Source organism: Bradyrhizobium sp. CSS354 (assembly GCF_029051725.1).
In the GTDB taxonomy this organism is placed as follows: domain Bacteria; phylum Pseudomonadota; class Alphaproteobacteria; order Rhizobiales; family Xanthobacteraceae; genus Bradyrhizobium.
The window spans coordinates 1-19043 of sequence record NZ_JAACFU010000042.1 but is presented as its reverse complement, the minus strand read 5'-3'; the positions used below and the strand labels follow the sequence as shown (position 1 = coordinate 19043).

The following is a 19043-nucleotide window of genomic DNA, read 5'->3' as shown; positions in this document are numbered from 1 at the left end:
ACCTGACCCAACTCCTCATGCCGGCAACGACACTCCGGCCGCCTTCGTCGGAACAGGTGGCCGCCTTCGATCGGAATGCATGGTCGCGTTCAATCGGAATCCCTGGCCGCAATCCCCGGAATCCGCACTGTAGGCGATGAACGTCGAAACTCACGCATCCGCAGACAGCCCTCGCCCTGCTGAGGCAGATGCTATGGTTGAAGCGGCCCGACCACGAGAATAGCAAGGTGAAGAAGCTGAAGAGGTGTCGCTCGACAAGGATTGCCGCAGGGACGTCATCCGCCGAATGCGTGGTCGCACTGCTAGGCCTCCATCCCCACCGGGGTTCGGGACACTTTTTCAACGCCCGACATCGGCAACACGCCGAAGGTACGCACGCTGAACAATGTCAGCGGAGCCATAAAGCCGACGCCGTGGAAAAGGTTCTCTCTCTGTTTATTTCCAAAGACCGCTCGCGCTTCATTCCGATCCATGAACAGGTCCTCCTTTCCAGCCTCAGGGGAGACAGGGTGGACTATCCCAGTAGTTATCAGCCCTGGTCGGAGCGCAAGCTGGACGACGATCGCCGCAAGTCGCGCCGTCAAGAGACCAACTTCTTCCGATGCAGTCACAAACAGCTAGCAATCATTGCAGCGAGGGAACTCTTTGCAAGGAGCACAACGCCGTGAGCTTACTCCAGAACTATGATTTCAGGTGGCCCCAGACCGACTCCCGCATCGAATCATCAACTCCGCCGCAAAATTTCAAACCCTAACCCGTGCAGCGTAGCCGCGGTGTCGCCCTGCAGCAGCAGCAGGCCCTGCTGTTCTCAACGAATTCCTTTCCGTGCCACCAGAAACGAGCGTCGTTCACGGCTCTCCGAACTTCCGGCAACGTCTTGTTCCTTCCGTGCTGACGAACTTGCGTTGCAGCGAAGGGAACCAGCAGATCCTTGACGCTAAAAACCTGGCCGTTCTTGACCACACAGCTGACCTTTGCGGCATCCTCGATATGCAGCAGCGGGTTTCCTTCGACGAGGACGATGTCGGCAAGCGCCCCCTCGGCAATCGCCCCCAAGGGTTCGCCAAGAAATTCGCCAGGATAGCGGGTTGCCGTCAACAGCGCTTCATATGGACTCACACCATAGCGAACCATCGCCCGCAGATTGAGATGTAAGCTGATGGCCGGGAAATCGATCGGCGCGTCGGTCCCAGCGATGATTCGGCCACCATCGCGCAACACTCCCTTGACTTGCGCGACATTGCGTTGGAGTTCGGCCATCGTGGTCAGCCCATTTGGACCTGCCATCAGTCTGGCGCGTTCTTCGAGTCGTGCATACTCCCACGCGGGATAAAACGTTTTAATCCGGATGTCGTCGATCCACGAACGATCCTCGCCCAGCAATGCGTTGGCGGAGAAGATGGTCGGCGTACACGAGATGCCGCTCTGCACGAATACCTCGAGGACGTCCTGATAGGCGGCTCCCAATCGACTCATGGTTCGCGAGTAACCGAGCCGGCTGGTGGCGCCAAGATGCTCCATGGCGTCGGCGCCGAAAGCCGCGGCGGGATACTGGTAGTGCGATGTGACATGCAGACCGCGGGCATGCGCCCAGGCAATGACATCGCGTTGCGTCTCGAGCGCCAATCGGACATAGGTCTTGACGAGATCGTACGACAAAGCTTCCGCGCGTTGCAACTCCAGGGCGATCTGTCCCTGCTCGGTGACCGGGCGCATGAAATTATAGAATATCCTGGACCCGTCGATCGCCTCCCCCGTCGCAAAATGACGCGGACCCACCCGTGCCCCGGACTCGATGGATTCCCTGTCCTCCACCATGTGATAAGCGGGCGAGCCGACGGAGCGGGTCGTCGTGATCCCCAGAGAAAGCCACAACCGGCCTTGCCGGTCGCCGTATGAATAGCCCTGCATTTGGCGATGGGTGTGCATGTCCATCAACCCAGGCATGGCTGTCGACAGAGGAGCATCAACGATTTCGGCGTCGCCATAAGCATCGCCGTCCTGCGACACAATACCGGTGATCTTGTTGGAGTCGATGAGGATATCGACATTCTCCCGAAGGTCCGGACTGCGGCCATCCCACAAGCGTGCGACGCGGAGCACTGTCCGGCCCGCCGGTTTGGCCATTGCCCAATGCAACGAAAGCGGTACGCTTTGCGGCTCTCCCCCGTCGGCCGCAAGCAACCGCAAATTTCCATTACATAGATAAAGCAACGTTTTGGAGTCACCGCTCCACGTCGGCGCGTCCGTAACCTCCGCATTGATCACACGTGGCGGGCCGGTCAGCCTGCATCGGGCATCGACCGGAGCGATCCACAGCAGACTGGCCAGCACGAAAGCGACCTTCGTCCCGTCAGGTGACCACACAGGTCCGTCGTCGCCGCGCGTACTGAGCGATCGGTGTGGAAGAGCGGACTGGTATTCGACCTCACCGGTTATCCGATCGACGGTCAGGATTTCACTCAGCCCCTCCCGATAGCTAGCAGAATAAGGTTTGAATGCTGCAAGGGCGATCGTTCGCCCATCAGGTCCCCAACTCGGCCTGCCCGGTTCCCATAAAGGACCATAGACTTTCTGAACAGCGCCGCTCTCGATCTCAATCGTAGAAAGACCGCCGGCCTGATCCAAATAAGCGATCAATCTGCCGTCCTGCGACCATGAACCGGATAACGCAGCATCGGACAAGTGCGTGAGTTGGCGATCCTCGCCGGTGCGCAGGTCGCGCAACCAGATATCTAGCTTGCCGCCGCGGTCACTTGAATAAGACAGCCAGTGCCCGTCAGGCGACCATGCCGGGTCGGATTTGTGGAATTCATCGCAGCAAATGCGGCGCGGCCGGTCTCCTATCGTCATCGTCCAGATATCGTTGAGAGCGCGGAACGCGATATTGCGGCCATCGGGCGACAAGGCCGGGCTGCCGATACCGAGAACCGGACGTGATGCCGCCGAATCGAAATCCCGGCGCACTTTCTTGTACTTCGGCTTGACGATTGGAAGCTGCACGGAGAACTCAATAACGGAAGACTGCGTGGCCTCCGGGGCGCGCCGCTGGATCTTGCCCCCCGACGTGTATACGAACTCGCCAGTCGGCAACCATGACACCCGAAAAGGAAAAATGTCTTCGCCTTGCACGATAATACCGCGGGGCCCATGCAACTGCGCCGCCCCGTTGTTCAGAATAAGGTAGGTGAGATCCCCGTCGGGAGACCAGGAGGGAGCGTGGATTTCCTTTTGATTAAGAATGTCTCTTGAGCTGTGAACGGAGGCAAGAGTGGTCCGATTACCCAACTCGTCCATCACGCCCAGTGATGACCTGTTGGTGACGAACGCAATCATTCGTCCGTCTGGGGACCAGGCCGGTTCGGTCTCCTCGGTCGCGGAATCGACCAACGATTCTACCGCGCCCGTATCCCGGTCAAAAGCGTAGATGCCGTAGCCCATGCCGCGATCCGACGAGAATGCGATGCGTCGACCATCTGGAGAGTAGCTTGGTTCGCGATGATCGTGCGGACCACGCGTAAGCTGCCTCAACCTGCTCCCATCGGCAGAGATCGTCCAGAGATGCCAATTTCCGTCGCGATAGGATTGAAAAACGATCTCCTTCCCGTCCGGACACCAGTGCGGTTGCGCGACGTCGCCGAATTCATCAGTCAACCGTCGCGCGAACCCGCCCTCGATGCCAACAAGCCAGAGGCTCCCGGCTAGGTCGAATGCGACCTTACGCCCGTCCGGCGAAACGGCAGCAGAGATGTTCGTTCCCTCGGCAACGGTCGCGTAGTGTTCGGCCCTGGAAGGGGAGATGGGGGATAGAGAAGCGCCATAAGGGGCCAGTATCGCACCGCCCCCCATCGACAATAATTTACGACGAGTGATAGTGCGTGGTGAGGTTCTCGTCATCATACAACAACTTTCTTCGATGGTGTGCCGTTCCATGGTGGCCTTGAATGGACTATGGCGCCCCAAGACCCTGGTCGCTCGGTATCCGGAATCGAATATAAGCGGCAGCCACATCTCTCGGGGCTTTCGCCCCCAATGACATTCGGAGGCTGGAGCAATTACGACGGGTCAAGACGCACCTGTATTGCTCGCTCTACTCTTCGGCATGATACCGCTGCTTACGATCAGGTGAGCGCGAAAGAAGAACAGAGCTCTTGCTTGGTCAAACGTTGTGGAACGCGGGTACTGGAGTGGCATAGATTTCCTCCTCCGTTTGTTGCGGCGAAGGCCAAGCAGATATCGGGCCAGTCCACCTCCCAACGACGCTGCCGCACCTTTTTTATAGAATGTCAGCCCTATAAATAACAGAGTCCCCCAAAGTTATGACGCAACAGGTCGCCAGGCCTCGTGACCGCTCGCAGTGCGCACTCCGTCCAACGCCTCAGTTCAGCGTCGTAACGTGCCACCAAAGTTTGTGTTCGCTCTCCCGTTGGCACCACGTACTTGCTTAACCTTGTGTGACCGTCATGCATTGCCTGGCTGTTGCAGCCTCCGTGGAGCCACGCACAATTGGCCCTCAGTCAACTACCGACCGAAACAGTTGATATAAGAAACAGCAATATGCGAGCCTTGTTGCGACTATCGGTTGCCAGGCCAACCTGCCCGTAAGGAGGCCACTTCTCGATCGCCATAGAGCGGCGACTTCGACCGATTGGGCGAAACTGGTCGCCCTCACGAAAGAGAATAGGACGCTTTGGAATGGGGTCACGCCGTATGATGATCATAGCTGCAAGTGAATCACTGCAGGCAGGCCGCTCTAACCGCGGCAGGGCCACCGGCTCCTCAATTTCGTCACCGCCGAAGCGCACTGATTGCGCCACCGATCTGGAGATGCTGGCCTAGTGTGTAGCAAGCTCACCCGCGATTAAACAACACGCAAAGATATGCACTCGGGTGACGAGCAGAGCAACACTTTCACATTCCTGCACAGAAAATGAAGTTGGCTGAACTTCCTTTGCGCATCCCTGCGGCGGGCAGGATCCTTGTTGGCAGGAATCGCCGAGGCACCTGGGTTGCTCGCGACCAGAATGGTCGTTTTGGCGGACTGTTCGTGAACCGCGCCCAAGCATTAAAATACGCGCGCCGCATTGGCCAACATTCAGAAAGTATTGTCGAGCTGGCGGAAGAGATTGAGCTCGACATTTTCTAATCCTTCAACCCGTTTGCGCTCTTAACGATTTGAGTCCGGCCCGACGAGACACAAAGAGAGAAGGCATACCGAATAAGCACTACCGCGGGAGATTGCGCCTAGGGTTTGGCCATTTTGACCGTTTTGGCCGATGAAGAGAACCACAGCATGAGAAGCAGTCGCCTTAGCCAAGAGCAGCTCCTATCGGGATCTCGAAAGAGCTTGAGGCCGGCGTTTCGGTTGGCGATTTGTGCCGCAACCACATTGCGAACGTCCGAGCGGCGGCCGCCTCTTCCAAAAAGGCCGAGGGGCTTAAGAGGATGCAAGTAAAAGCACTCGGCTAAGAGTTTTTCGGCTGATGCTGTGTGCTGGATGAACCCGACTTGGAAGAACTTGCAGCGAAACGAATCAAGACGCGCATCGAAGCGGAACTTATCGAGTAAGTAGTAGGTACCAACCGCATCCGCGAACGCCGCCGTATGAAGGCATCAGGCGCAGCCGCATGATGGTAAAAACCTAGAGCCTCAGTCGGACGGAACCGCCCTCGCCTACCCATTGCCGCGAACGGAAACTGGCATGCCAACTATATAGTGGGCGACCACAACTTCAGTTCGTTCGGCTGGCTTTGGTCGCCCGTACCGCCACCCGGCCCAGTTGGCATGACGCTATGCCAATTATCCCACGCCAACTATCTTCTCAAATTGGATGACTCAGGCGACCTGGGGATAATTCTTGCGGGAAGCCAGTCGGGAGTTCACCCTACCGCTGCTAGGCACACCAATTTATACTCCGTGGAGTTCACGGCACTATAAGTCTTTGCAGGACTAGAATGTCGTAGTTATTCCCCTTGTCGGAAAACGCCCCCGGGAGACATCCGGCAACCGAAAGGCTACATTTTCGCTCTGCAAAAGAAATAACGTGCGGCGCGTCAGCAAATGTCATTGCCAAGATGCAATGTAGATTTGCTGTACTTTGTTGACTCAGAACAGCATGCGCGAGCGCGGAACCAACTCCTTTACGGCGGAACGCCCCTTGAACAAAGAGCGACATTTCCGCCGTGTGCCGCACCCCTTCATTGATATGGTGCGGAGTAAGTGCTGCCCATCCGATCACGTTGCCGTTCCTGATACACGTGTAAGACACGAATGAGGGACGAAGCGCGAATACGAATTGATTCATTTCCGCAACGCTCCAAGGACGTGTTCCTTGCGTCGATTCCCTGTCCCGACACGCGGCATTATAGATGTCCGTTACTTCGGGTAGATCACCTGTTTGCAGCCGGCGCAGTTCGTACCACATTTGAAGCCCTCATTCGTCTAACATCGGGATCTGGCATGACTCGGCGAAACACCAGATGCTCCTCAAGAGAAGCGCCCCGAACTCCGACTCCGACTTTGACCGGCGAATTATTTGGAAAACAGCATTTTACCCGGTCAGGCGACCCAAGCAACGCCGCCCGAGTTCTCTACGGCTTCCAATCGCCGCTTTCGCCATAAGTCCTGATCGGCCAGCCCAGGATTGCTGCGCTTTTTGCGCATTCGCGGCGGCTCTCCTGTGCAGTGAACTGAAGCAACATGCTGCAGTAATGTTCAGGAAGCGGCAGCAATGTAGAAAAGCCCCCGAGACCCTCGATACCGAGGCTAACGCATAACGGACGTTCCGAAACCTACCAGAGCTTATGGCTTGTGCAGAGTTCTAATACTCGCATTGTTGAACGTAGGTAATCCGATTCCACTCGCTCCTTGCACGGGTGAAATCGGACATCCAACTGCCCAACCAATGATGGGACGCGTTCGACAGAGGCTAGTAGCGTGCATGGCACGCTCAAGCCTGCAACGCGCTATCAAACAAATAGGACAAGCTAGTGATTCGACGCGCGAAATGTTCGGATGCTGAAGACATCGCCGCAATCTACAATCAAGCGATGGCACCAGGCGTCTTTGCCGTTAGTCGAGTGTCGCCTGACACTCGCACCGAACGGTTGGCTTGGCTTGAGGAGCATCAAGACCCCTATACAGCCTTCGTTTATGAACATGACGGCAGGAACGTAATCGGGTGGTGTTCCCTAAACACGCTCTCAATGCGCCCTGAGTATACGGGACTCTCCGAAGTTTCATGTTACGTTGATGAAAAACATCGAGGAATGGGAATTGGAAGGCTGATGCTCGCGCACTTGATTGAGACCGCCAAAACGTTTGGACTGCGTGCGCTGTTGGGCCGCACCCTAGAAAGAAATGTCGGCGCAATCAAAAACTTCGATGTGTTCGAATTTCGACGTGTCGCAACATTACGCGAACTTTCACGTATTCGAGGTGAATGGCACAATGATATATGGCTGTGGAAGCAATTGCGATGATGTCGGCTCTCGTCCGGCCGCCCTGCGCCGTAAAAATCTATGCCGGCGGGCACGGATACCGGATAGCACTGCCGACGCGAGATGCGCTTCTCTTTGCGGAGATGCGTTTCATTGCAGGCCGTTGTGATTCGACCGACAACGCTGTTGCGCCTGCGGCTCCATACCAGGCGAAGCATCCGAGCGCGCGGCCGCGGGCATTTTTTGTCCACTGAACTCTACAATCCTTGTCCTGCCCCCGACAGCTGCACGAACCCTTGTTCGATCTAAGCCTCCTGCCCGTCTCGATAGACCACCTTTTCGGACGAACTCAGCCGCCTACTAGAAACCAACCTAACCTTGGCACGCGCGTTGCTATGTGTCTGATGCAGCACTGGGCCAATAGCCGAGTCCTGGCTGGGTGGGTTGCAAACCGCCGCGGTGCTTGAATTTTGATAGTAGAGCTACCTGTGCGATGTGGAACTCAGATACCGGTTCAGGTTTAGGAGAATGTAATGAGACTGCTGATACTCACCAACACCCTCAACTGTTTAGGCGAGAACGACGCCCCTATCAGCAACGCGTTTCGCCGGTTGGGATGGGAAGTCATTTTCGGCGAGCTGAATTCTATTTCGGCAGAAGATTATCGCTTTTCCACAAACGGAGTCCTAGTGCCTGAAAACGCCGAGCCTTATCATCCCGGCTGCGCGGTAGGAGGAACTCGAACTACCTATTTTCTCGATGAATGCCAACTAGTCTGGGTCATGGGCCATCCTCAGGATCGTGTATCTCTTGACATTTGGCAAATGCTTTGGCTGGCGTCTCAGACCACGTCGTTCGTTAACAGCGTCGAAGGTCTGGTGTTCCTTACTCCAAAGCATGCACTGGGCCACATCGTGCCGAAGGCGAACAGAGCCCTTTCATACATATCGAACGACTTTTCGCTGCTATGGGATCGCTACCAGGAAACTTCAGATCAGTGGTGGGTAGCTAAGCCGCCAAATTCCACCTGTGGGCAAAACGTCTTTTTACTTACCCCAAAGGGACCAAATGTCCGAGCAATCCTGCAATGCCTTACCGGAAATACCACTGCGCACAAAGATAGCTATGGCGAGCTAGGCGGCTTCAAAGCCGAGTACACGGTTCTGCAGCAGTATATTCCCGAAGTGGCCCACGGCGAAAAACGTGTCATCGTTGCTTGCGGACAGGCGGCTGCCTGGCACGGCCGGATCGGGCATCCAGACGATCACAGGTCGAACATAGTACTCGGAGGAAAACCTGTTCCGACGGATCTGCATAAAGATGAAATTGAGCTAGCCGAGTCGGTCGGTCGAAAACTGATGGCTCACGGAATCAACTTCGCAGGGATCGACATTGCCTATCCTTACATCATCGAAATAAATCTTGTAAATCCGGGAGGGCTGTACGACTTGCAGTGTGCTTGTGGGGTAGACCGCTCGGACAAAGTTTCCGAGTTAATCACTGCTCACTTCGCGGGGAGTTCGTCGTCATGAATTGACGCTCTTACGAATCACGAACGTAATTCGGTGTTTGTTCGCCCATATTACCGGCGTTGTCTCACGTCTTGCGGCGATATGGACAACTGCTTCGACGATGCCGCAATGATGAGCGTCTTCCACACACCTGAACCGCCTCGGGTTTGCCGGAGGCTCCAACTCCTGAGAGGATGGAGCCAAGACAAGCTAGATGACGAACAAGTTTTCCCCCGAAGTCCAGGCCCGAGCGGTTCGGATGGTTCTGGATCACGCCAGCGAGCACGCGTCGCGCTGGGCGGCGGTGGCGTCAATCGCGGCCAAGATCGGCTGCACACCGCAGACGCTTCATGACTGGGTCAAGAAGGCCGAGATCGACAGCGGGCAGCGGGCCGGCGTTCCGACTGATATGGCCGAGAAGCTGAAGGCCCTGGAACGGGAGAACCGTGAGCTTCGACAGGCCAACGAGATCCTGCGCAAGGCGAGCGCTTATTTTGCGATGGCGGAGCTCGACCGCCGGTCCAAGCGATGATCGCCTTTATTGACGATCATCGTGGGGCGCATGGGGTCGAGCCGATCTGCAAGGTGTTGCCGATCGCCCCCTCGACCTACCACGCCCATGTGGCCAAACGGCGCGATCCGGCCAAGCGGTCGGCGCGCGCCAGGCAGGACGGCGCGCTGAAGATCGAGGTTCGGCGCGTCTTCGATCAAAACTTCTCCGTCTACGGCGTGCGCAAGGTCTGGCGCCAGCTCAAGCGCGAAGGCTTCGATGTTGCCCGTTGCACGGTGTCGCGGCTGATGCGGGACATGGGTTTGCAAGGGGTTATCCGCGGCAAACCGGTCAAGACCACGATCAGCGACAAGGCCGCGCCATGCCCGCTGGATCACGTCAACCGCCAGTTCAAGGCTCCAAGGCCGAACGTTCTCTGGCTCTCCGACTTCACTTATGTCGCAACCTGGACCGGCTTTGTCTACGTCGCCTTTGTGATCGATGCCTATGCCCGCAGGATCGTCGGCTGGCGGGCCTCGCGCACGGCGCATGCAGGCTTCGTACTCGATGCGCTGGAGCAGGCCCTGCACGATCGTCGACCGTCCATCGCGGCGGGCTCGCAGCCAATACGTCTCTATCAAATACACCGAACGCCTGGCCGAACTGGAGCCCATCGGCAACATACCGCCTGCCGAAGCCGAGCAACGCTACTACGCCATGCTGGAACAACCCGCCAGGCGGCATAACTTAAATCAAATGGCCTCCGGCAAACCCGGGCGGTTCACACCTGAACGCAAAGTTCGTTCATCATCGCTGTCAGACCTGCGCGGTGGACCCGCGCGATCTCTTCGCCTTAATCGGCGGGGCTTCTGCAATCGAACCCGGCTCCATTCCGCCTCAAATATCTCAGCGAAGATAGAGCTCAAAAAGGCGCTTAAACGCGTCCATCTCTTCGGGAACGAGATGCAGCGCCCAGGTCGTGACCTTACACTATGCGCGCAACCTAGTAGTCATGGATTTCGAACGCAAGCTAGATGTGCAGTCTCCCTCGGGCGACGGCTGCCTTACGCTGTGTGGTGGAGATTGAATCAGTAGACGTATGACTGACGATACCGCTTTGCCCGCTCATTCGGCTGGAAGCTGTCTTGACGGGCACTCGGCGACATCCGATGGGTAGCACGATCGCGCAGAGATGGCTGATCCCGGCGTGCAATTCCATGGAGCGACTCGTCGAGGCGTCCGGTATGCCTCACGCACGTCCAACAAAGTACATCGCGTCCCCACCATGCCGTGACAAGACTCGCCAGATGATATTTGCTCCACCACATCGTCAGCGGAATTGAGATCCGGGACGGGTGGCCTGAGTCTAAGACCTCGGTGAAGTGGGTGTTCAGGTGTTCACCGACTCACGACTTACCGCCGCGGCGCGGATATCAAGCCTCGACTTCTGTGTGAGTACTTACATGCGACGGCGCCCAAGAGCTGAGGTCCAACGGATGCTCATCATCTCGACATCCTGTATGATTGCCTGGCGGGAACCGTCTAATCTAGTAGCTGTCCAGGGCAGGCCGGCGGTGGTTTAGTTGATGTCATTCGGCGACCTACCTGCGTCTCGCGCGGCACAGACGCCTGCACAGTTTTGGTGGATTAGAATGAAAAATGAACAAGGCATCATCCAAAGGAGCCCACGTGAGAGAGCTCTTTCCGAACACAGCATGTATGTCCGGTGACGGCATGCAGTCTTTTGATGCTGCCCATACAGCAGATCTCATCGCCGACGATGGACGTTATGCGACTACACGCTCGATTACTTTCGATAGGAGGTCACACGCTCCTCAGCAGGCAATTGATTTCGTGCGACGCTCTTACCTGGGGCTCGACCGCCATCCGTTGGTTGTCGCTGGGGCGATCGACGCAATTGAGGCGCAAAAGTCATCACATGGGTCCAGCGACCGACCGCATCTCCGTTTGGACCTTCTTGAACAACTCGAGGACACCCTATCTCAGACGTTTTGTGCGCACGCCATACTTTCCTCCAGTCTCCTGCTTGCCAATTTAGGAGCGATTCGCATCCTCGCTTCGGGCCGACTGACTGGCGGAAGAAGGCCGGTTGTCGTCTTCGATTGCTTGGCGCACGGCTCTTTGCTCTGTTACAGGCCGATCGTCGCTGGTGAAGCTCGCGTGGAAACGATTGTCCACAATGATCTCGACGCTCTGGAACGATTGTGCCGCGAAAATCCGTCAGTGGCATATGTTTGCGATGATATTTACTCCCAAGGAGGCTATTCGCGGCTAGCTGAACTGCATCGGCTTCAAGAACGCTATGGGCTGTTTCTCCATATCAACGATGCCCACGGTATATCGATCTTTGGACGAAAAGGCGAAGGGCTTGCTCGCTCTCAGTTTCCGCAAGTGCTCGGCCATCGAACAAGCATAGCGGCCTCGCTTTCCGAGGGATTCGGTGCACACGGCGGCCTATTGATGGTCGGAACAAGCGAGCACGAGGCTTTTTTTCGCCGGTTCTTAACTATCGATGGACTTTCAGAGTGTCCTAATCTGGCGGCGGTCGGCGCGGCACTTGGCTCGTGCAAAATTCATGTCTCGGCAGAATTGAGCGAGCGGCAGCAGCGACTGGCGCAACGCATCGACCTCTTTGACCGGCGCCTCGACACGGCCGAGCGAGGCAAATTACTTCCGATTAGAACGATCACTATAGGAGAAAAGGAAAATGCGATTGGGATCGCCAGACGTCTTCACGATAGCGGGTTCTATACGTCAGAGACGTTTCTCCCAAGGCTAGAGAACGGGACAGGCGGAATTAGGGTAGTTATTACATCCGAACATGACGCCAGCGACATAGAACGGCTGTGCGATAGCATCTTGGAAGCAGTCGGCGAAATAACCGGAAAGCCCTATCCTCTCAGATGATCCACGTTTAGGCTGTCGATGTAATTGGCTGGGCCGACAGGAACAATGGGATCTTGATCGAGGGCAAATCAGAGTTCGAATCAGTGCGAATAAAACGGAGCCAGCCGGCTGAAATGCGCGTCATTCCGATCGAGCGGTGCCGTATGCAGTCTTCAGGGCCAACGCCGCCGGCGCGCCCAGCCGTCATCGCATCGCGCACCCCGGCTTGAGAAGCACTTGCAGGCGTCGATACTTAAGCATCGGCGCTCCTGGGCGCTCGCGTTCAGGCGCTGGCGACGGCCGGCAACTTGCCTGGCTCATCCAATCATGCGCAGCAGCCGAAGGGCTTGCACGGCCCGCGTCAGTTCGTCCGAACGCTCCCCGCAGACGGGCGGACGGGCGACGGCCTTCCGCCGTTCCCGTGGGCGTCACCATTTCGTTCCCCAACCGATCCTTCAGCGCCGCATTGTCCAGCATGGCGTCCTTGAGCAGCCGCTTCAGCCGCCTGTTCTCGTGCTCCAGCCGCTTCGCCTCGGAGACCTCCATCCCGCGCCAACCAGTGAGGCAAGGTCAGTGCACAGATCTGCCCCCAACCTCGGTTCTGGCGGAGACTAGCGGTCTTGGCGCCAAAGAACGTCGTGTGATGGCAAGTTCAGTTCACTTCAGGTGGCCACGACAACGAAGCATCTGCAAGAACAAGCGTGTAATCGGTTTCACAACCAGCGCTTCTCTTTGGTATCATAACTCCCAGCAAGCGGATCACCAACGGCCGTAAGCTCACGTTTGAGTACTTTATTGCTGGAGGGGGCTCGAGGAAGCGCATGGGTAAAGGCGATGTACCGAGGTATCTTAAAGGACGCAAGATGCGCACGCGCATGATCGACAATGCGCTCTATGGGCAGATTGTCTGACGCGATGCCTCCTCTCAATTCGACGACAATTTTGACCTCCTCTCCGCGCTTCAGATCGCGAACCGGTATCGCGGCCACGTCCGCAATCTCAGGCATTTCTCGAATGACAGCCTCAACCTCTCGCGCGGCGATGTTCTCGCTCGAGCGGCGGATCATGTCTTTCGTGCGCCCCACCAGCCAATAAAAGCCGAGCTCATCGCGACGCATCAGATCACCAGTCTTAAACCATCCCTCCTCAAACGAGGCGGCATTTGCTTCCGGCTTGTTCCAATAGCCCTTGAGAATCCCGCGCCCACTAACCCATACTTCACCGACTTCGCCGATCTGAGTGGGGTTGCCATCCTCGTTCATTATCCGCAGCGCCCGAAACGGCGCGCGTATCCCGACCGAACCTGAACTGGCTAGCTCGTCGAGCTGGTTAGTCATTCGCGTGGCGAACCCGATCTCCGTCATCCCGTACGCTTCCTCGGTCCGCACTCTAAACCGTTTCCGAAATTGGCGCACTGTCTCAGGGCTCCAGCCCCAGTTCAGGATTTGCTTCAAGCAGGTCGCCCCATCTTCGTCGGCCGCCTCGGCCTCCCGTGCTATCAGTTCGGGAACCTGGCACCATTCTATTTGATGCTGTTTGACCCAACTTATGAAGCGCGTCGCGCTGAGTTGAGGAGCTAGGTAGAGCGTGCCGCCCTGACGGTATGACCTCAGAAGATGCACCGGCGGATCGACATAGAAGAATGGCTGCGCGGACAAATACCTTTTGTATGGCCCGTCGTCCCAACACATCTGTTGATACGAAAACAGCCCCCAATAGTCATGGGTCAACATGCACCCCTTTGGAAAGCCAGTTGTCCCGGAAGTATATTGAATGTTTAAGAGATCGTCAGGGCCGACATCCTCCTCGACCAAGGAGTCGACCACGCCATCAAGTAATCCAGCGAGGGTAATGGGTGCCCCGCAGGAAGGTTGTCCCGCGACAATTGCCCTCTCCTTGGCAAGGTTTTGCGGCCAAGGCTCCATCGACGAGAATACCGGCCATACGCTTTGATCAACAACGGCGAACTTAGCTTGTGTATCGCTGAGAACATATTCAATCTCCCGTCTCGTATACCGCATGTTGATCGGGACCATGACTGCACCAAGCTTCGCGAGCGCGAACCACACGATCGGGTACTCGATGCGATTGGGAAGCATCACTCCGATGCGATCGCCCTTTCGCACTCCGAATGCACGCAGCGCGTGCGCATATTTGTTAGACGATCGGTCCATCTCTATGTAGGTCGCGCGTTCACCGCGCTCGAAAACATCGATTGCTATGGTCGATCCATGTGTTTTTGCGCGCATTGAAACCAGCTGACCGATTGTGATCGTCTCATAAGCGGATTCCAGCGCCTCGACTTTGCGCAATGCATTTGCGACACGCTTTCTCAGCTGGTTTGGCTTCAATTTTGCTGGATCCATCATGGGAACACCTCGCGTTTTAGAGAGCGCCTGGAACGGCGGCGACAATTCGTGAGGCCACTATGTCAATCGGGAGCGGCACGCTGTAGACACGCGACTGCTCCCCGCGAATGAGACCTGCGGCGCGACCGAACGTTTAGGGCGCGCGGCTGGTGATTCGGCGTGGCCGTGATTGCAGTATTTTCCAGAGGTGGAGCTCGGCCCAACGGACTTACCACGTCTTATCATTCGTGCACCCGTCCTATCCGCTGGGTCATCGTTCACACACGATTCGCACTAGTTCGTACCTCATCTATAGAAAGCGATGTACTACCTACTCTGGTATTGGCTACTTGAGGCGGCGAAGCCGCGATTGCTTCGTGGGGAGAGCTAGTTGGGCAATGGGAACGGCCGCTTGTAATTGAGATGACCGAACGAGTAGCCACAATCGTGCACGCGTTTTTGAGCAAGTGATACGAGGCGCCACCGCTCACGATCAGAGAATTCAAGGAGCTTTCTACTGCAACGATAGGTACCTGCTCGAAGGCACGTAGGGCTAATTTGCTTGAGGCGCTCGACCGGTACCCGCTCAACAGAGTTTGGGCCGAAGAGCGCCGGATGCGGTTACGCAATATGCAGTCCGACCGAGAAAAGCGCCCATTTAATTGGGCTCCGTCAGCCAACGGGCCGACGGTCCCGAAACATTTCCGGAACATGTCGTGGCGCTCAGACGACGTTGCAGGCACGTGCCCCGAAGCCGGCGTCTACGCCAGCAGTCCGAGAAGCTACGAATCGAAAACTTAAACTGCGACCTGAACTGGCTCTGCCAAGGCCATGGACTACATGGCAGCGCTGGCCGTGTTCACCTGCTTCCTCGAGGACGGCCGTATCTGTCTTTCGAAGTGGCAATCCTGCCATTGGTGTAAAGCTAGATCGTGTCAACAGTGTACGACGTCGATCCACAAGCCTCGCTGGCTCGCTGCAGATCGTCCAAGGCTCGACAAGCTACTTCCGCGGATTTGGCCGATAGGACGCTCCGGCTGCAGACCTCCCACTTGCGGCCGCACTTTAGGCATAAACTCTCACCCTCTCAGTGATGGACTCTCAACTCGAGTTTCTGGCGTACCTCATCAGCGCTCATTACGCGCACGCCCATCCGGACGAGAATTTCCACAGCGCGCTGGACGAGTTCGGCATTAGTCGCCAGCCGCCCGCGAGAGAGATAAAGATTGTCCTCTAACCCTACCCGTACGTTTGCGCCAACCAACGGTGCCAACGCCGCATACGGAAACTGCATTCGTCCGATCGAGAAGGCCGAGTAGATCGCTCGAGGCGGAATCTGGTGCACAAGCGCCATGAGCGTGGTCGGATCGTCAGGTGCGCCATACCGAATTCCCATACATAGCTGGATCAACGCGGGATCCTCGATTATCCCGTCCTCGATTAAATCGCGCACGAGCACCAACTGACCCGTATCGAACACTTCAAGTTCAGGACGCACACCTATCTCCTTCACGCGTGCGGCCATCACGCGCAGCGTCCCGGCACTATTGACCATGATGTACTGGCTGCGGGCGCCCCAGTTCATCGTCCCGCAATCCAGAGTGCAAATTTCAGGGCGCAACTCCTCTACATGCACCAGTCGCTCGAGCGCACCCGCCATGTCCGTCGCCGCGCGGTTCGGCGGCAGAGGAGACTGCGGTTCACCTAGCACGAGGTCTCCGCCCATCCCTGCGGTCAGATTGATCACCGGATTCACGTCTGACTTCCGAATCCGCTGCACCACTGCCCTATATAGGGCCGGGTCTCGGGATCCCCGTCGGGTTTCAAGATCACGCACGTGAATATGAACTACTGCCGCGCCCTCCCGGGCGGCCTCAATAGCCGAATCGGCGATCTGCTCCGGGGTCACCGGCACATGCGGGCTGTGCTCCACAGAACTTCCAGACCCTGTGACGGCACAAGTGATAAACACCTCAGAAATCATCCAGACCTTCTCCTTTGACCAGCACCAAACCAGGCCCCCACTAACGATCAGATCGGTCGCCGTTAATTCATCCTTTTCGCGTCCGAACGTAAGCAGTACCACGTAAACAGAATCAGCCGCGGCTCTCAATCAGTGCAACCGCGACTTCGTCCCAGCCGCATTCATGGTCCAAGCAATCGGCGTGCCGTTCACGGAATCCGTACGCGGTTGGGCATGAGAGAACACACAGTTGAAGCAAACAGCCTGAACCTAGAATTTCGGCCTGCAATGACGCGGCAAGTGACCGACCCGACAGCCCGGATTCCAGGGCCTGTTCACCACCTTTGAGAGCGTCGCCGTGTTCGCCTGCGGTGCACCACTCATCGCACTCAGGGCCGCGCCAGCTTCAAGTGCGCCGCAAAACCTCTAGTCGCTACGCCGCGATCGCTACACCTTTGTCATTTTGCGCACAAATGACCATTGATCCAATTGTCCCACTTATGACAGCGATATGTCATCGAGCGAGGTATCGGCCTAGTCGGGCGCGCCGATGCTCTGACTGAGGCGCTTAGGCCGTTCGATGCTGCTGGCATGTTCATTGCCAGTGGAGACGCCATAAGTACAGAGAGGGGGCAATGATGCATTCAGAATCGCAGAATTCGGCCAGCTTCAAGATGGCAAACCGCAGATGGGCTCTGAAATCCCTGTTCGAACCGCGGGGAGTAGCCGTGATTGGTGCCTCGCCGAAGCCGAGCCTTGCCAAAAGTATCCTTAACAACATCGTTTCCTTTGGCTTCGACGGAAACATTGCTGCTGTGAACCCCAAGTACACAAACATTGGCAGCGTCGACTGTTACAAGTCGATCGCAGACGTTCCGTTTCACGTCGATCTAGCCGTGGTATGCGTTCGAGCCGAGAATCTTCTCTCTGTTTTAGAGGAATGCAAGCGAAAGTCGGTGGGGGCCGCGCAGATCATCGCTAGCGGTTTCGCGGAACTCGACTCGAAGGAAGGCCGCGCCAGACAGCAACAAATTCAACGCTGGGCAGACGACTCGGCGACAACAGTCGTTATCGGGCCCAACACATACGGGCTGCTCAATCTTCACCGGCCGATAATTGCCGTCGGGGACGATAAGATCGCCAAGGTGGTCGCGGGAGGAGTCAGTGGCATCTTCCAGAGCGGGCAGATGGTCACGGTGATGCATCCGTTGATGAGCAGAGGCATTGGTATTAGCAAGATCGTGACGACTGGCAACGAAGCCCGCGTAACAACAGCCGAACTAATCAACTTCTTCGCCGACGATCCACAAACGGAAGTCATCGTCAGCTATTGCGAAGGCATTAACGATCCAGAATGCTTTGCCATTGCCTGTACGCGCGCGCGGGAAGCGGGCAAGCCGATCATCATGTTGCGCGTCGGGGCACATCCTGAGGTGCAAAAGAGCATCAAACGACATACGGCAACACAAGGCCCCAACAGCTATAAAGGAGATATCCGTTTTCTGGAAGAGCTGGGTGTCATTGCCGTTCACTCGGTTGAGGATCTAATCGAAACCGTTGTAGCTTTCAACGCCTGCCGCAGACCGCGGGGGAATCGCGTCGCATTCGTAAGTTTTTCCGGCGGAATGGGCAATATAATGGCCGATTCGATATTGTCGACGCCGGGGCTGAAGCTCGCTTCCTTTTCCCATCGATTGCGCAAACAGCTGGCGAACGTGCTTCCAAGATTCGCAAACAACTTTAATCCCCTAGATCTGAGCGCTCAGAGCGCATTCGACGCCGAGGTCCTGACGAGTTGCATAGAAATACTTGGACAGAGCGATGAGTTTGACATCCTTCTCTGGGGCAAGGACTTGCCGATGAGCATGGAGGATGACTCCGTCGTTGGACTCGCACTGACGAAGCTGATGGCACAACATCCCGGAGTTGTTGTCATTCCGGTCTCGCAGATGAATGGAATGTGTAAAGACGGTGAGATTGATGGAAGCCCGCCCATGTTCGCTGGCCGAGCGCTCTTGCAAGGCACCGCGGTCTCGGTTCGAGCTTTGGGCAACGTTATCAGGTGGCACGCGTCGATCGCGAGCGCTGCGCCATTGGATACCACTCTCTAGGCGCCTGACCAAGCAGGAGCGATCTAAAGGCCGTATTCGGCAGCTCGAAGCGACCGGCCAGCACGCCGCGATCCATCGTAACTGATCGGTCGACGACCCGTTCGGCCACTACCCGTCGCGAGTCTTTCGTACACAGGTAGAACCCTGCACAGAGGTCGTGGTCGAGTAGCTCAGCCATTTGGCTTTCGCCCTCACAGATCCGGGCAGGCGGCTTTCCCGCACCCGGCTCTTCCCGAGGGTAACCCGCGTCATATCCGCGCCTGCGCCCAAGTGC

Annotated in this window: 10 protein-coding genes, 2 pseudogenes and 1 other annotated feature; of the genes and pseudogenes, 6 read left to right on the top strand and 6 right to left on the bottom strand. The window is 56.8% G+C overall.

Features of this window, described 5'->3' with window-relative positions; genetic code table 11:
• Window positions 1-302 precede the first annotated feature (302 nt).
• Window positions 303-473 (bottom strand): hypothetical protein, encoded by a 171-nt coding sequence (locus tag GWG67_RS37785; RefSeq protein WP_275174725.1) that lies wholly within the window; start codon window positions 471-473, stop codon window positions 303-305.
• A gap of 277 nt (window positions 474-750) precedes the next feature.
• A complete protein-coding gene (locus tag GWG67_RS37780; RefSeq protein ID WP_275174724.1) occupies window positions 751-3933 on the bottom strand; it encodes an amidohydrolase family protein in 3183 nt (1060 codons plus the stop codon).
• A 997-nt stretch (window positions 3934-4930) separates the two neighbouring features.
• Here GWG67_RS37780 and GWG67_RS37775 point away from each other — a divergent pair.
• Window positions 4931-5146 (top strand): hypothetical protein, encoded by a 216-nt coding sequence (locus tag GWG67_RS37775; protein ID WP_275174723.1) that lies wholly within the window; start codon window positions 4931-4933, stop codon window positions 5144-5146.
• Window positions 5147-5923: 777 nt separating this feature from the next.
• Here GWG67_RS37775 and GWG67_RS37770 read toward each other — a convergent pair.
• Complete coding sequence (locus tag GWG67_RS37770; RefSeq protein WP_275174722.1) at window positions 5924-6424, bottom strand: GNAT family N-acetyltransferase; 501 nt, start codon at window positions 6422-6424, stop codon at window positions 5924-5926.
• Between the two features lie 565 nt (window positions 6425-6989).
• Between GWG67_RS37770 and GWG67_RS37765 the strand changes: the two genes are divergently transcribed.
• From GWG67_RS37765 to GWG67_RS37750, 4 genes and pseudogenes are all read left to right on the top strand, one after another.
• Window positions 6990-7481, top strand: a complete 492-nt coding sequence (locus GWG67_RS37765; protein ID WP_275174721.1) for a GNAT family N-acetyltransferase — start codon at window positions 6990-6992, stop codon at window positions 7479-7481.
• Between the two features lie 491 nt (window positions 7482-7972).
• Window positions 7973-8971, top strand: a complete 999-nt coding sequence (locus tag GWG67_RS37760; protein ID WP_275174720.1) for a RimK family alpha-L-glutamate ligase — start codon at window positions 7973-7975, stop codon at window positions 8969-8971.
• A gap of 193 nt (window positions 8972-9164) precedes the next feature.
• A pseudogene (locus tag GWG67_RS37755) lies at window positions 9165-10157 on the top strand (IS3 family transposase); the annotation flags it as partial.
• Window positions 9437-9553: a sequence feature (AL1L pseudoknot), on the top strand. It overlaps the preceding pseudogene by 117 nt.
• A gap of 942 nt (window positions 10158-11099) precedes the next feature.
• The gene (locus tag GWG67_RS37750; protein ID WP_275174719.1) at window positions 11100-12368 is read left to right on the top strand and encodes an aminotransferase class I/II-fold pyridoxal phosphate-dependent enzyme; all 1269 of its coding nucleotides are present in this window, start codon (window positions 11100-11102) and stop codon (window positions 12366-12368) included.
• Between the two features lie 399 nt (window positions 12369-12767).
• Here GWG67_RS37750 and GWG67_RS37745 read toward each other — a convergent pair.
• The 3 genes and pseudogenes from GWG67_RS37745 to GWG67_RS37735 all read right to left on the bottom strand — a co-directional run.
• Window positions 12768-12896 (bottom strand): annotated as a pseudogene (locus GWG67_RS37745) (IS3 family transposase); the annotation flags it as partial.
• A 164-nt stretch (window positions 12897-13060) separates the two neighbouring features.
• A complete protein-coding gene (locus GWG67_RS37740; protein WP_275174718.1) occupies window positions 13061-14716 on the bottom strand; it encodes a class I adenylate-forming enzyme family protein in 1656 nt (551 codons plus the stop codon).
• A 1066-nt stretch (window positions 14717-15782) separates the two neighbouring features.
• Window positions 15783-16679 carry a 3-keto-5-aminohexanoate cleavage protein gene (locus GWG67_RS37735; RefSeq protein WP_275174717.1) on the bottom strand — a complete coding sequence of 299 codons (897 nt, stop codon included), beginning with the start codon at window positions 16677-16679 and terminating at the stop codon, window positions 15783-15785.
• Window positions 16680-17293: 614 nt separating this feature from the next.
• Here GWG67_RS37735 and GWG67_RS37730 point away from each other — a divergent pair.
• Entirely contained in the window at window positions 17294-18769 is a 1476-nt protein-coding gene (locus GWG67_RS37730) for a CoA-binding protein (RefSeq protein ID WP_275174716.1), read from the top strand.
• Window positions 18770-19043: the final 274 nt, after the last annotated feature.

Bases quoted from the DNA above. Each gene is read 5' to 3' on its own strand.
- GWG67_RS37760 (WP_275174720.1), top strand. From the start codon at position 7,973: ATGAGACTGCTGATACTCACCAACACCCTCAACTGTTTAGGCGAGAAC.
- GWG67_RS37775 (WP_275174723.1), top strand. From the start codon at position 4,931: ATGAAGTTGGCTGAACTTCCTTTGCGCATCCCTGCGGCGGGCAGGATC.
- GWG67_RS37780 (WP_275174724.1), bottom strand. From the start codon at position 3,933: ATGGAACGGCACACCATCGAAGAAAGTTGTTGTATGATGACGAGAACC.
- GWG67_RS37770 (WP_275174722.1), bottom strand. From the start codon at position 6,424: ATGTGGTACGAACTGCGCCGGCTGCAAACAGGTGATCTACCCGAAGTA.
- GWG67_RS37730 (WP_275174716.1), top strand. From the start codon at position 17,294: ATGATGCATTCAGAATCGCAGAATTCGGCCAGCTTCAAGATGGCAAAC.
- GWG67_RS37750 (WP_275174719.1), top strand. From the start codon at position 11,100: ATGAACAAGGCATCATCCAAAGGAGCCCACGTGAGAGAGCTCTTTCCG.
- GWG67_RS37785 (WP_275174725.1), bottom strand. From the start codon at position 473: ATGGATCGGAATGAAGCGCGAGCGGTCTTTGGAAATAAACAGAGAGAG.
- GWG67_RS37735 (WP_275174717.1), bottom strand. From the start codon at position 16,679: ATGATTTCTGAGGTGTTTATCACTTGTGCCGTCACAGGGTCTGGAAGT.
- GWG67_RS37740 (WP_275174718.1), bottom strand. From the start codon at position 14,716: ATGATGGATCCAGCAAAATTGAAGCCAAACCAGCTGAGAAAGCGTGTC.